Origin of the sequence: Blattabacterium cuenoti (genome assembly GCF_014251375.1) — a bacterium.
GTDB lineage: Bacteria > Bacteroidota > Bacteroidia > Flavobacteriales > Blattabacteriaceae > Blattabacterium > Blattabacterium cuenoti_K.
Genome location: NZ_CP059187.1, coordinates 177,319 through 191,564 on the forward strand (window position 1 = coordinate 177,319; position 14,246 = coordinate 191,564).

The window sequence follows — 14,246 nt, forward strand, 5'->3', positions numbered from 1 at the left end:
AAAAAAAAGAATTTTTTATATCGTTTTATATTTGTGATAATTTCATCTGTAAAAAAATTTTATGTTATGCTATCCCCATCTACTTTAAAAATATACAATGCATCAGCAGGTTCTGGAAAAACTTTTTTTTTGGTAAAAAATTACCTTTATATTCTATTCAAAAGTTCTAATAATGACGAATTTAAACATATTTTATCATTAACTTTTACAAATAAGGCTTCTGAAGAAATGAAAAGAAGGATATTACAATGTATAAAAGAATTTTCTAATCAAAAAGTTAGTGAAGAATATTATTCCTTATTTTCTCATCTTGTAAAAGATTTAAACCTAACCAAACAGAAATTATACAAACGTTCTAAAAAAATATTATCTGCAATTTTTCATGATTTTTCTTCTTTTTCTATTTCTATAAGTACTATAGACAAATTTACCTATAGGACTATTTTATCTTTTTTATCCAAAAAGATAGATTTAGAAATGGATACCAATAGTTTTTTATTGAAAGTAGTAGAGAATTTATTCTCAAAACTAAAAAAATCAGAAAAGTGGTCAAATATTTTTGTCCAATGTTCCTTAGAAAAATTAAAGGAAGGAAAAAATTGGGATATAAGAAAAGAACTTTTAAAAATCGCTTTTCTTATAGTAGAGGAAAATAGTTTTTTATCTATGAATAAAATGAAAACTTATTCTTTTTACGATTTTTTGAGATTAAAAAAAACTTTATTAAACAGAACAAAAAAATTTGAAAAAAAATGTAAAAAACAAGGAGAAAAATTTTTTGAATTCTTGGAAAAAACATCTATTCAAGAACATTCATTTATCCATTCAGATTTACCTAGATTATTTAAAAAACTATCTCTAGGAGATCTTTTCATAAATCCTTTTAAAAAAAGACTTGAAAAGTCTATTCATATGGAAATATTCCATTCTAAATGGATAGAAACAGATCAAAAAACATTGATCTCTAAAAATAAAAAAAAAATCATTTTTTTATATAAAAAAACAAAACACATATACAAAAAATACATTTCGTCCTATATTCTAGAGAAACTTTTTTTAAAACATTTGAGTTTTTTGTCAATAATACATGAGATTGAAAAAGAATTTGTCTCTTTAAAAGAAGAAAAAAAAATTATTTTAAACGCAGAATTAAATAAAATACTTCATGAAGAAATTACTACTAAAGAGCCATTCCCACATATTTATGAAAAAATGGGAATACAATATAAACATTATTTTATAGATGAATTTCAAGATATTTCATTTTTACAATGGTCTAATATTCGAATATTAATTGAAAATGCTTTATCAGAAAATGGTTCTGCTATGATTGTAGGAGATCCTAAACAGTCAATCTACCGATGGAGAGGGGGAGACCCTAAACAATTTATTCATTTAATTTCTTATCCATCCCAATTTTATCAAAAACAAGTTTTTACTATAGATACTAATTTCAGAAGTTACAAAGAAATTGTAAAATTTAATAATTCACTTTATCAATCTGTATCTAAATTTTTTCATTCCCCCATTTACCAAAAACTCTATAAAGATTCCCAACAAAAAATATTCAAAAAAACTGGGGGATATGTGGAATTGAATTTTATTTACAATATAGAAAAAAATAATTATAAACAATATGTTTATTTAGAAATAAGAAAAAGAATAAAAAAATTGTTAATACAAAATAAGTATAAGTTATCAGATATAGCTATTTTAGTTAGAAGTAATGAAGAAGGAAATTTTTTATCTGAAAAACTTATTCAAGATGGATTTCTTGTAAATACTTCCGTATCACTTCTCATAAAAAATCATTTAGAAATCGAAATCATCATTCATTTTTTTTATATTTTTTTAAAACCTCATTGTTATCAAAAAAGAGCTTCATTAATTTTATTGTTGTTGCAAAATAAATTAATATCTACTAATAAAAAAGAAGATCATGATTTTCTTATGGAAACACTTTTTCTCCCATTAGATCTTTTTTTGAAAAAAGTTTTTTTTAATAAAAAGTCATTTAACTTTAATAAGTTATACAATAATAAATCTCTCTATGAAATAGCAGAAAAAATTATTCATTCATTAGGGTTCTTTAAGAAAAAGAATCAATCTTATAATACTTCATCTATTTATTCTTTTTTAGATTTTATTCATAGAGCAATAAAAAGTATTGGAAATAATTCTATTGTAGACTTTTTGGAATACTGGGAATTAAAAAAAAAAAAAGAAAGCATTTCTGTTTCAGAAAATATAGATGCTATTCATGTTATGACTATTCATCAATCTAAAGGATTGCAATTTCCTATAGTCCTTCTTCCTTTCGTAGACTGGAATGTTTGTTCAAAAAAAAAAGAAAAAGAAGGTGCATGGATTAATGTATCTCCTCATTTGTATCATGGATTAAATACTATTTATTTAGAAATTGAATCCTATTTACAATATATAGATGATGATAATTACATTAAAAAATTTTATGAGGATTATTTATCAAATATAAGATTTGATAATCTCAATTTGTTATATGTTGCGACTACACGTCCTGTAGAAAAACTATTTCTTTTTACTAAATATGAAAAAGATCAATCTGTATCTTCTTATATTAAGAACTTTCTCCGTGATAAAAGACTATGGAATGATCAAAAATTTCAATATTCCTTTGGAAAAGAATAAAATTTTTTCTGAAAAAATTTTATTTCACATGTTTTTCGGCATGATAAGAAGATCTAACTAACGGACCACTTTCCACATGTTTAAAACCCATTTTCAATCCTATTTTTTTATATTCCTGAAATTGTTCCGGTAAAATAAAAGAATGAACAGGAAAATGATTTAAAGTAGGTTGTAAATATTGCCCCAATGTCAAGATGTCTACTTTAGAATTTTTTATATCTTTCATTGTTTCTAATATTTCTTTTTTTGTTTCCCCTAATCCTAACATTATTCCTGTTTTTGTACGAATATTCTGATTGATTTTTTTAATATATTGAAGAACTTCAAGACTACGATTGTATTTTGCTTGAATACGTACTTTTTTTGTTAATCTATAAACTGTCTCTACATTATGAGAAATAACTTCCGGTTTTGTAATAATAATTTGATCTATTATTTTTTTTTCTCCTTTAAAATCAGGAATTAATGTTTCTATTGTAATCCCTGGATTTAGATAACGGGTTATTTCTATAGTTTTTACCCATATAGAAATCCCCATATCTTTTAAATCATCTCTATTTACAGAAGTAATAACAGCATGTTTAACTTTCAAAATTTTAATAGATCTAGCTACTTTATCAGGTTCTTTCCAATCTACCTTTCCAGGACGTCCTGTTTTTACTCCACAAAATCTACAAGATCTTGTACAAATATTCCCTAATATCATGAAAGTAGCTACTCCTTTTCCCCAACATTCACCTATATTAGGACAACTTCCGCTTTGACAAATTGTATTCAATTTGTGTAAAGTAACTAACTTTTGTAATTCGTTATAATTTTTTCCAATTGGAAGTTTTACTTTTATCCAAGTAGGTTTTTTTTGAATGAAATTCATATTTTCTTTTTTTTTCAAATTTTAAAATCTATTTTTTATATTTGTTCGTTTTTTCGTATTTCTTTAATATGGAAATTTTAGTCAAAGATATTGCTTCTCAATTGGAGTGTTTAGCTCCTATAGAATATGCAGAATCCTACGATAATGTAGGTTTGATAGTTGGATCATATGATCAAAAAATAAAAAATATTTTGATAACTTTAGATCTTAACGAAGAAGTCATTGTTGAATCTATAAACAAAAAATGTAATCTTATTATCTCATTTCATCCTATTCTTTTTAAACCAATAAAAAGTTTGATAGGAGAGACACTTTCAGAAAGAGTGATAATTTCTGCAATCAGAAATAGTATAGCAATTTATATAATTCATACTAATTTAGATTCTATGTGGGAAGGAACTCATTCTTATTTATCAAAACTTTTAAAAATTCATAGAGAAGGAGTTCTATTTCCCAGAAAAGGAATTTTAAAAAAATTAACAACATATGTCCCTATTTCTTATGCAAAAAAAGTAAGAAATTCTTTATTTAATGCAGGTGCTGGAAACATTTCTAATTATAGTCAATGTAGTTATAATTTTGATGGTGTGGGAACTTTTATGGGGAACGAAAAGACAAAACCTTTTTTTGGAAAGAAAGGTATGTTTCATATGGAAAAAGAAACTTGTATTAATGTCATTTTTCCATCTCATAAATTGAATATAATCAAAAAAACACTTTTTTCAAGTCATCCTTACGAAGAAGTATCCTACGAAATTTATAATATTGAAAATATTAATCCTTATTTAGGAATAGGAATAATAGGATCTATTTCAGAAAAAATGAATGAATCAGATTTTCTCATTTATTTAAAGAATATAATGAATTTGTCATGTCTACGACATTCTCCATTCACAGGAAGAGAAATTAAAAAAATAGCAATGATAGCAGGTTCAGGAAGTTTTGGAATTGAGGAAGCGATAAAAAAAAAAGCGAATGTATTCATTTCATCTGACTTAAAATATCATGATTTTTTCAAATCAGAAAATAAAATTTTGATTGTAGATATAGGACATTATGAATCAGAAAAATATACAAAGTATATAGTGAAATCTTTTTTAAAGAAAAAATTTGTTCATATTTCTATTTATGAATCAGAAAGTGACACTAATCCAGTTAAATATTTCTATTAGTATGGAAAATAAGAAAAAATCAGATCTCTCTGTGGTAGAGAAACTAAGAACTTTATATAATATACAATTAATAGATTCGCATATAGATGAAATACGAGATTTTCGTCTCAATATTCCTATAGAGATACAAAATTTGAAAGAAGAACTTGAAAAAATGAAAAAACAATTAGAATCCGTTCATCACGAAATTTTGTCTCTCAAAGAGAATATAGACAAACAAAATAAAATTAAAAAATATTCAGATTTTTTGATTCAAAAATATGAAAAACAAAAGGATAATATAAAAAACAACAAAGAATTATATTCTATTGAAAAAGAAATTGATTATCAAAAATTAGAAATTCAACTCTCTAAAAAAAGAATTAAAGAAATTAATTTAAATATTCATAAGAAAAAAGAAATTTTAGAAAAAAAAGAAGAATTTTTTAAAGATAAAAAAGAACATTTTCTTCATAAAAAAAAAGAATTAAATCAGATTCTTTTAGAAAATGAAAAAGAAGAAAAAATTTTATTAGAAAAAAAAATATATATATCTAAAAAAATAGATCCTAATTTATTAAAAATTTACAAAAAAATAAGAAAAGGAGTAAAAAATGGAATAGCAGTTGCACCAGTACAAAGAGGAGCTCCATTAGGTTCTTATCTTGCAATAACTCCTCAAAAATATTCAGAACTTATACAACGTAATAAACTTTTAATTGACGAACATAGTGGAAGAATATTGATAGACGCTGAATTAGCTGAAGAAGAAAAGAAAAAATATTTTTCAAAAAAGAAAACAGAAAAAAATTAATTTAAGAAAAAAAATTATGGTACAAACTTACTCTTCTAATGAAATTCAAAAAATAAAAATAAAAGATTTTGAATTATTAGAATCAAATTCTGGTAAGAAAAAATTTATTAAAGATTATTTCTCAAATAAGGCGACTGTAATTATGTTTATTTGCAATCACTGTCCGTATGTTAAACATATTAATACAGAATTAGTTCGTTTAGCAAACGATTATATCCAAAAAGGAGTTAGCTTTTTAGCTATCAATTCCAATGATATAGAAAAATATCCAGAAGATTCTCCTGAAATAATGAAAGAAATATCTCATAAATTACGTTATTCATTTCCTTATTTTTTTGACGAGACACAAGAAGTAGCCAAATATTATGGAGCTAAATGTACCCCTGAATTTTTCATATTTAATGCTACAGGTGATTTATGTTACCATGGTCAATTAGATGATTCTAGACCCAACAATAAAATACCAGTTACAGGATCAGATGTAAGAAACGTCTTAGAAAAACTTTTAAGTAAAAGAGAAATAAAAAAAACTACTAAACCTAGTTGCGGGTGTAATATTAAATGGAAAAAATAAGATTTTTATGGTAATTGGGAATTATATTTAAAAAATATTCAATAGATTCAAATAGGGTTTTTTCTAAAGTGCCACCTGCTGCATTTTTATGACCTCCTCCTCCAAAATGTCTTCTAGCAAATTGATTGACATCAAAATTCCCTCTTGAACGGAAAGAAATTCTGATTGGATCCCCTTCATTTTCTTCAAAAAAGAAAACAGAAAAAACAACATTTTTTATCCCTAAACCATAAGTAATAATTCCTTCTGTATCTCCTTTTTTATAGGAGTAAAAATGAATATCAGATGAATTGATACTTGTGTAAGCGGTACGATATTTTTCCATAACTTTTAACTTTTCCAATGCCTTAGATAAAAGTTTTAACTTGTTTTCATTATATTTTTCATATAATAAATGATTATAGATATTATTTATATCAATTCCTTTTTCTATTAATTTTCCTGCAATAAAGTGAGTTTCGGACGTAACAGAAGGAAAACGAAAAGAACCTGTATCAGTCATTATCCCAAGGTATAAACACGTTGCTATTTTTTTATCTATTTTATCTAAATGATTCATTTGAGATATCAATCTAAATACTAAAATACTTGTAGCTGAAGCTTTTGGATCTGAAAACATAAAATCAAAAGAAAATGGATATGGATGATGATCTATTAATATTTTTTTTGCTTTAGCAACTAATAAAAATTTATTTAGGGGGTTGATTCTTGAATAATTATTAAAATCTACAAAAAAAATGTAATCTGAATCTTCAATTTTTTTTTCTACCAAATATTTAGTTGTTTCTGAAAACACAAGAATTTCCTTGCTACCAGGTAACCATTTAAAAAAATCAGAATATTCTGTAGGAGATATCAATTCTACATCATGTTTTAGTTTTCTTAAAAACAATAAAAGAGCTAAAGAAGAACCTAAAGCATCTCCATCTGGATAAATATGGGGTAATAATACGATTTTTTTTTTTTCTTTTCCGTTAATCTTAGAAAAAAACATATATTCAGTTTTTATTTTCATCCTTTTTTTTTAATCCTAATTCTTCTCCTTTTTTTAACATAATAAAATAAGCAGAATCAAATTCATTTGGAATTATTCCTTCCAAAATAGACTCTTTAATAAAATCTTTTATGATCCCTATTTTTCTACATGGATTGATATGAAAAGCTTTCATAATATCGTTTCCTGATATGGGCGATTTCCAATTTTTTATCCTATCTTTTTTTTCTAATTCTTTAATTCTTTTCATTAAAGAATGGAAATTTCTTTTATACTTATTTTTTCTTTCTACATTTTTTGTAGTAATGTCTGCTATACATAATTTGATTAAATCTCCTATATCTTTCCCCATATCAAACAATAATCTACGAATAGCAGAATCGCTAGTATTTTTTTCTATTAATGCAACAGGTCTATAACTATTCTGTATTATTTTTTTTACATATTTCATATGAATTCCTTTCGATAACTTTAATCTTTGAAAAATATTAGGAACCATTTTAGATCCTACAAATTCATGTGAATGAAAACACCAACCTATATTTGGTAAAAATTTTTTAGTATAAAATTTTCCTATATCATGAAGTAAAGCTGACCATCTTAACCAAAGAGAGCTCGTTTCTTCTTGACTAATATTATCTAACACTTGCAGTGTATGATAAAAATTATCCTTATGTTTGTATCCATTTTTTTTCTCTATTCCTTTTAATAAGGTTAGTTCTGGTAATATAATTGATAACAATCCAGATTTATACAATAAAAATAATCCTATAGAAGGATTCTTAGACAAAAGAATCTTATTGAATTCTTCAACAATTCTTTCTGTAGAAACAATATTAATTCTATTTTTATTTTTTATTATAGATAAAAATGAAGATTTTTCAATAAAAAATTTAAGCTGAGTAGCAAAACGAATTGCTCTCATCATTCTCAATGGATCATCAGAATAAGTAATATCTGAATTTAATGGAGTTTTTAAAATTTTTTTCTTTAAATCTAAAAAACCTCCAAATGGATCTATCAATTCTCCATAATTATTTTCGTTCAAACTAATAGCCAAAGCGTTAATTGTAAAATCTCTTCGTTTCTGATCATCTTGCAATGATCCGAATTCTATAACTGGATTACGACTGTGAAAAGAATACGATTCTTTTCTGGAACCTACAAATTCTATTTTTTGATTGTTATATTCTAACATTGCTGTTCCGAAACGTTTAAATACATTTATTTTAGGAGAAGGAGTTATATGTTTGGAAACTTCTTGGGCCAAGGGAATTGCTTCTCCTATAGTTAAAATATCTAAATCTTTTGAATCATTTTTACCCAATAAAAAATCACGAACGTAACCTCCCACTACGTAACAATCTTGTTGTATTTTTTTTGATGAATCTCTAACAATACGGAATATTTTTTTATTCTGAAGAGCAGAAACTAAATTCATGTAAATTAAATTACATACGTAATATTTTAATTTGATTGTTTGGAACTATTTTGAGAATAGAAGAAGCATTATATCTAGATTTTTCTTCTTTTTTACTACAAAAGTCAACAGCATAATCGACTTGATTTAAAATAGAATTAGTAATTTCAGAAAAACATTTAGGAGTAGGAAATCCTGATAAATTAGCAGAGGTAGATATTATCGGTCTATCTAATTTACTAATTAAATGAGTACAAAATGGATCCTTTGTTAAACGGATAGCTAAAGTACTGTTGTTATTAAAATTTATAACTGTTTTACGAATATTTTCGTATATAATAGTAATAGGTTTTTTTATAAAATGATTATTCTCATCTATTAATTTTCTAACGAAATTAGGAATTCTTTCTACTAATTCACACAAACGATCCATATTTTCTACTAAAATTATCATGGATTTAGAAAAATTTCTATTCTTCATTTTGTATATTTTCTTTACAGCATGTAAATTAAAAGCATCACAACCTAATCCCCATACTGTATCTGTAGGATACAACAAACACTTTCCTTTTTTTAAAAAGAAAACACTTTTTTCTATTTCTTCTTCAAATTCAAACATAAATAACTATAACTAATTAATTCACAATATTATGTGTTCTTAAGGCTTCATTTAAAGAAGTTTTTTTGTTAGTACTCTCTTTTCTTTTTCCTATAATTAACGCACAAGGAATGTGATAAACTCCTGATGGAAATTTTTTGGGATAAGATCCAGGGATAACTACAGAAGATTTAGGCACCATTCCTTGCATTTCTATAGGTTTTTCATTTGTAACATCAAAAATTTTAGTAGATGAGGTTAAAACAACATTTGCACCTAACACGGCTTCTTTTTCTATAAGAACACCTTCCACTAAAATACATCTAGAGCCAATAAAAACATCATCTTCTATAATGACTGGAGAAGCTTGTATTGGTTCTAAAACTCCTCCTATTCCTACTCCACCACTTACATGAACACGACTCCCAATTTGCGCGCAGCTTCCCACTGTAGCCCATGTATCTATCATGGTATTTTCTCCTATATATGATCCTATATTGACATAAGAAGGCATAAGAATAACTCCAGGAGAAATATAAGAACCATATCGAGCTACAGCATGAGGAACCACCCGAATTCCTTTATCTTTGAATCTATTTTTAATAGGAATTTTATCATAAAATTCTAATGGCCCCAATTTTACTAAATTCATTTTTCTAACAGAGAAATACATAATAATAGCTTTTTTTATCCATTCATTCACTATCCATTTTCCATTTAAAAACTCAGAAACCCTTATAGCTCCCTGTTCTATATGATCAATTGTTTCAATAACTCCATCTTGTATTTGCCGATCAGTACTCCATATTTCTTTCCTATTCCAATATTTTTCTATTTTTGATTTAAGGTTTTTCACTTGACATAAATAAATATTTTCTATAGACAAAAGTAGTAAAAATAAAATAAGATAACAAGTATAGTATCTTAATACTAATATGAAAATGAAAAAAATATTAGGAATCGATTACGGACATGTAATCACGGGTTTGTCTATCACAGATTCTAAACAAATATTTGCATTTGGTCTCAATGCAATTCCAACTAAAAAGTTAATGAGTTTTTTAGATATGATTTTAAATAATGAGAAAATAGAAAAAATTGTTATTGGATTACCAAAAACATTAAGAAATAAAAATTCTTTAATAGAAAAATCTATTCAAAAATTTATTTTTGAATTTCATAAAAAATATCCTAAAATTATTATCGAACGATTCGATGAACGGTTTACATCTAAAATGGCTTTTTATACTATGATAGAATTAGGATTGAAAAAAAAAAAAGAAAACAAAAAATGATTCTGAACAAAATCAGCGCTATCATCATTCTGCAATCTTATCTTAAAAGAAAAGAAAAAAATAAAAATAAAGAAAAATAAAGAATGGTTTTACCTATAGTTACTTATGGAAATCCTATTCTCAGAAAAAAATGTTTAGACTTAGACATTTTTTCTTGTTGTTATAGTAAAAAAAAAGAAATAAATCAATTAATAAAAGATATGTTTGAAACTATGCATTCCATGAAAGGAATAGGATTAGCAGCTCCTCAAATTGGAAAAAGGATCAAACTTTTTATAATAGAAGTAGAAATGATGCATACGTTAGATGATGAAAAAAAAAAAATAGATAGAATAGATAATTCTTCTTATAAAGAGGTTTTTATTAACGCTAGAATATTAAAATACTATGGTAAAGAATGTAATTTGTATGAAGGATGTCTTAGTATTCCTGGAATAATGGGATTTGTAAAAAGAAAATCCAATGTATTAATAGAATATTATGATCAAAATTTGAAAAAAAAAAGAAAAATTTTTCAAGGAATATGTGCTAGAGTTATTTTACATGAATATGATCATCTGAATGGAAAACTTTTTATAGATTATTTTTCTTCTTTGAAAAAAAAAATAATAAGAAAAAAACTCATTAAGTTGTTAAAAAAGGACAAAAAAATTTATAAAAATACTATGAAATAATGTGATCTACTAACTTTTTGAAAGTATCCGGATCATTCATAGAAAAATCAGAAAGTACTTTTCTGTTAAGTTTAATGTTTTTATCGGATAATTTTTTCATAAAAACTGAATAAGACATCCCATATTGTCGAATCCCCGCATTAATCCTTTGAATCCAAAGCGATCTAAAATCTCTTTTTTTTTTCTTTCTCCCTGAAAAAGCATAACAAAAAGATTTTTCCACTGCATTTTTAGCAACGGTATAAACTTTGCTTCTTGCTCCATAAAAACCTTTCGCTAATTTGAGTATTTTTTTTCTTCTTTTTCGAGAAGAAACGGCATTTGTAGATCTAGGCATAACATAAGTTTTTAAAAAATTAATTTTAAGTATTAAAGTAAAAGTAGTTGTTTTTTTATACTTTTTTGATCTGATCTCTTCAATAGAGAAAATTGAGAAAGATTTCTTTTTCTTTTTTTAGATTTTTTAGTTAAAAGATGATTTTTAAACGCATGTTTTTTTTTTATATATCCACTAGATGTTTTTTTAAATCTTTTTTTAGATCCTGATTTTGTTTTTAATTTCGGCATATCAAAATTTTTTTGGAGCTAATATCATATACATTCTTTTTCCTTCCATAACTGGCATTTGTTCGACTTTCCCGTATTCTTCAATTTCTTCTGCAAATTTTAATAATTTAATTTTTCCTTGATCTTTGTAAACAATAGAACGGCCTTTAAAAAAAACAAATACTTTCACTTTATCTCCCCGCATTAAAAATCTTTCAGCAGTTTTTATTTTGACTTTTCCGTCATGATCTCCGATTTGTGGCCCAAATCTTATTTCTTTAGTATTTACTTTAACTTGTTTTGCTTTAAATTGTTTTTTTTTCTTTTTTTGTTCATATAAGAACTTCTTATAATCCAATATTTTACACACTGGTGGATCCAGTTTAGGATTAATTTCAACCAAATCCAATTCTTTCTCTCTGGCAAATTGAAGTGCCTCTTGTAAAGAATAAACTCCATTCTTTATGGAATCAGATTCTACACCTACTAAACGAACCTTATGGGAATCAATTTTTGTATTAATTCTATGCTTCTCCTTTTTTTGTGGTAAAAAACGGAAAATTCTCTTTTTTCCTCTTAAAAATTTATTTTTTATTATAATATTTAATTTTTTTCTTTAAAAATAGTTTTTATTCCATTAGAAATTGTAAAAATCCCTATGTCACCAACCCCATGACGTCTGAGTGAAATCATCTCATTTTTTTCTTCCTTTTCTCCTAATATGACCATATAAGGAATTTTATAATCTTCAGAATCTCTTATTTTTTTATTAATTTTTTCACTTCTACTATCAATGAATACACGAATATTGTAACTTAGCATCAAATTTAAAATTTTTTTCGCATACATTATATTCCTATCAGTGATAGGAAGTATAACTACCTGTGTAGGAGCTAACCAAAAAGGAAGGTTTCCTTTTGTATGTTCTATAAGAATAGCTATAAGACGTTCTAAAGACCCAAAAGGAGCTCTATGAATCATTACAGGACGATGTTTTTCATTATTTTTTCCTCTATAATATAAATCAAACCTTTCAGGTAAATTATAATCTATCTGAACAGTTCCTAGTTGCCAATTTCTTCCCAAAGAATCTTTTACAAGAAAATCCAATTTGGGGCCATAAAAAGCCGCTTCTCCATAATTTATGGATGCATTTATTTTTTCTTCTTGAACTGCTCTTAAAATTACTTCTTCAGATTTTTTCCAATTTTTCTCAGATCCAATATAGAAATTATTATTTTTTTTGGGGTCTCTAAGAGAAACTCTAACCGTATGATCCAAAAAACCTAAATGACGGAATACGTAAAAAACTAAATTTATTACTTTCTTAAATTCTTCTAATAATTGATCAAACGTACAAAAAATATGTGCATCATCTTGTGTAAAACATCTAACTCTTGTTAGACCATGAAGTTCCCCAGTTTGTTCATAACGATATACTGTTCCAAATTCAGCAAAGCGTTTAGGAAGATCACGATATGACCATTCTTGAGATCTATAAATTTCACAATGATGAGGACAATTCATTGGTTTTAAAAGAAATTCTTCTTTTTTATGAGGAGTTTGAATAGGCTTAAAACTATCTTTTCCATATTTATTCCAATGTCCACTTTGAACATATAATTTTTTATGTCCAATATGTGGGGTAACAATCATTTCATATCCTGACTTTTTTTGAATATCATTTAAAAATTCTTCTAAATTTTTTCTAAAAATTGTTCCTCTAGGCAACCACAATGGTAATCCCATTCCGACTCTATCAGAAAAGATAAAAAACTTTAGTTTTTTTCCTATTTTTCTGTGATCTATAATATTTGAACTATCTTTAGAATTATCATTATCTGACATATATTATCTTCTACACAGAAAGAAGTTTTTTTTTATAAAAAAAAGTTACAAGTTTTTTTATTCAAAGAAAAATAAATACAATACAGAAGCGATTACGCTTCCTACAATAGGTCCTAATACAGGTATGAAAGCGTAATTCCAATCACTTCCACCTTTTCCAGGTATTGGAATAATAAAATGCATAATTCTTGGACCCAGATCGCGAGCAGGGTTCATAGCATATCCAGTAGTTCCTCCTAAGGATAATCCAATTCCTAACATCATTAAAGATAATGGAAAAGCTACTCCTAATAACCCCCCCAATTCTACAACAGAATATTTTTCATTTGTAAGAAAAAAAGAAAAAAATATAAAACTACAAGTAGTAAAAACTTCGCTGAAAAAATTTGAATAAAAATTTTTTATAGAAGGAGTTGTTGCGAAAACAGATAATTTATGTTGTACATTTTTAGTTACTAAAAAATGATCTTTATATAAAATCCATACTAATAAAGATCCTAACATTGCTCCAATAAATTGAGAAAAAATATAAGAAGGAACAAGATTCCAAGAAAATTTTCCAACTATGGCTAATCCTATTGTAATAGATGGATTTAAATGTGCCCCACTATAAGGATAGGAAACTAAAATTCCCATAAAAACAGCTAAAGCCCATCCAATGGAAATAGTCAGCCACCCCCCCCCATTTCCATGTCCTTTTGTTTTAGACAAAATAACATTTGCGACAACTCCATTTCCTAAAAAAACAAGAATCATTGTCCCTATTATTTCTGATACCATGTTTGTCATAT

Annotated in this window: 16 protein-coding genes; 6 read left to right on the forward strand and 10 right to left on the reverse strand. The window is 25.7% G+C overall.

All coding sequences use genetic code 11. From position 1 onward, the window contains the following. Window positions 1–33 precede the first annotated feature (33 nt). Window positions 34–2,667, forward strand: coding sequence for a UvrD-helicase domain-containing protein (locus H0H71_RS00810; RefSeq protein WP_317168084.1), 2,634 nt, complete (start codon window positions 34–36; stop codon window positions 2,665–2,667). A 19-nt stretch (window positions 2,668–2,686) separates the two neighbouring features. Here the strand turns inward: H0H71_RS00810 and lipA are convergent, their stop codons facing one another. Beyond that, a complete protein-coding gene (gene lipA, locus H0H71_RS00815; protein ID WP_185856460.1) occupies window positions 2,687–3,541 on the reverse strand; it encodes a lipoyl synthase in 855 nt (284 codons plus the stop codon). A 68-nt stretch (window positions 3,542–3,609) separates the two neighbouring features. Here lipA and H0H71_RS00820 point away from each other — a divergent pair, with 68 nt between their 5' ends. The 3 genes from H0H71_RS00820 to H0H71_RS00830 are packed head-to-tail and all read left to right on the forward strand — an operon-like array spanning window position 3,610 to window position 6,080. After that, a complete protein-coding gene (locus H0H71_RS00820; RefSeq protein ID WP_185856296.1) occupies window positions 3,610–4,713 on the forward strand; it encodes a Nif3-like dinuclear metal center hexameric protein in 1,104 nt (367 codons plus the stop codon). 1 nt (window position 4,714) lies between these two features. Continuing rightward, window positions 4,715–5,506 carry a zinc ribbon domain-containing protein gene (locus H0H71_RS00825; protein WP_185856461.1) on the forward strand — a complete coding sequence of 264 codons (792 nt, stop codon included), beginning with the start codon at window positions 4,715–4,717 and terminating at the stop codon, window positions 5,504–5,506. 16 nt (window positions 5,507–5,522) lie between these two features. Next, a complete protein-coding gene (locus H0H71_RS00830; RefSeq protein WP_185856298.1) occupies window positions 5,523–6,080 on the forward strand; it encodes a thioredoxin family protein in 558 nt (185 codons plus the stop codon). On the opposite strand, the gene H0H71_RS00835 is transcribed toward H0H71_RS00830, so the two are convergent. From H0H71_RS00835 to H0H71_RS00850, 4 genes are read right to left on the reverse strand one after another with little or no spacing between them, the layout of a single operon-like run. Next, window positions 6,064–7,074, reverse strand: a complete 1,011-nt coding sequence (locus H0H71_RS00835; RefSeq protein ID WP_185856462.1) for a DHH family phosphoesterase — start codon at window positions 7,072–7,074, stop codon at window positions 6,064–6,066. The genes H0H71_RS00830 and H0H71_RS00835 overlap by 17 nt on opposite strands. A gap of 4 nt (window positions 7,075–7,078) precedes the next feature. Next, on the reverse strand, window positions 7,079–8,515 hold the full coding sequence (locus H0H71_RS00840) for a CCA tRNA nucleotidyltransferase (RefSeq protein ID WP_185856300.1): 1,437 nt from the start codon (window positions 8,513–8,515) through the stop codon (window positions 7,079–7,081). A 10-nt stretch (window positions 8,516–8,525) separates the two neighbouring features. Continuing rightward, window positions 8,526–9,113, reverse strand: a complete 588-nt coding sequence (locus H0H71_RS00845; protein ID WP_185856301.1) for an L-threonylcarbamoyladenylate synthase — start codon at window positions 9,111–9,113, stop codon at window positions 8,526–8,528. Window positions 9,114–9,129: 16 nt separating this feature from the next. Next, window positions 9,130–9,948, reverse strand: a complete 819-nt coding sequence (locus H0H71_RS00850; protein ID WP_185856303.1) for a 2,3,4,5-tetrahydropyridine-2,6-dicarboxylate N-succinyltransferase — start codon at window positions 9,946–9,948, stop codon at window positions 9,130–9,132. A 79-nt stretch (window positions 9,949–10,027) separates the two neighbouring features. Between H0H71_RS00850 and H0H71_RS00855 the strand changes: the two genes are divergently transcribed. Continuing rightward, window positions 10,028–10,387: a RuvX/YqgF family protein gene (locus H0H71_RS00855; RefSeq protein ID WP_317168086.1), complete on the forward strand. Its 360-nt coding sequence runs from the start codon at window positions 10,028–10,030 to the stop codon at window positions 10,385–10,387. Between the two features lie 83 nt (window positions 10,388–10,470). Continuing rightward, on the forward strand, window positions 10,471–11,061 hold the full coding sequence (gene def / locus H0H71_RS00860) for a peptide deformylase (RefSeq protein ID WP_185856305.1): 591 nt from the start codon (window positions 10,471–10,473) through the stop codon (window positions 11,059–11,061). Here the strand turns inward: def and rplT are convergent. From rplT to H0H71_RS00885, 5 genes are read right to left on the reverse strand one after another with little or no spacing between them, the layout of a single operon-like run. Further along, a complete protein-coding gene (gene rplT / locus H0H71_RS00865) occupies window positions 11,051–11,398 on the reverse strand; it encodes a 50S ribosomal protein L20 (RefSeq protein ID WP_185856307.1) in 348 nt (115 codons plus the stop codon). The two genes, def and rplT, sit on opposite strands and share 11 nt — an antisense overlap. A gap of 32 nt (window positions 11,399–11,430) precedes the next feature. Continuing rightward, on the reverse strand, window positions 11,431–11,628 hold the full coding sequence (gene rpmI, locus H0H71_RS00870; RefSeq protein ID WP_185856309.1) for a 50S ribosomal protein L35: 198 nt from the start codon (window positions 11,626–11,628) through the stop codon (window positions 11,431–11,433). A 1-nt stretch (window position 11,629) separates the two neighbouring features. Then, complete coding sequence (gene infC / locus H0H71_RS00875; protein ID WP_238784471.1) at window positions 11,630–12,169, reverse strand: translation initiation factor IF-3; 540 nt, start codon at window positions 12,167–12,169, stop codon at window positions 11,630–11,632. Between the two features lie 41 nt (window positions 12,170–12,210). Then, on the reverse strand, window positions 12,211–13,455 hold the full coding sequence (gene thrS / locus H0H71_RS00880; RefSeq protein WP_185856311.1) for a threonine--tRNA ligase: 1,245 nt from the start codon (window positions 13,453–13,455) through the stop codon (window positions 12,211–12,213). A 57-nt stretch (window positions 13,456–13,512) separates the two neighbouring features. After that, on the reverse strand, window positions 13,513–14,244 hold the full coding sequence (locus H0H71_RS00885) for an MIP/aquaporin family protein (RefSeq protein ID WP_185856313.1): 732 nt from the start codon (window positions 14,242–14,244) through the stop codon (window positions 13,513–13,515). Between the last annotated feature and the right edge of the window lie 2 nt (window positions 14,245–14,246).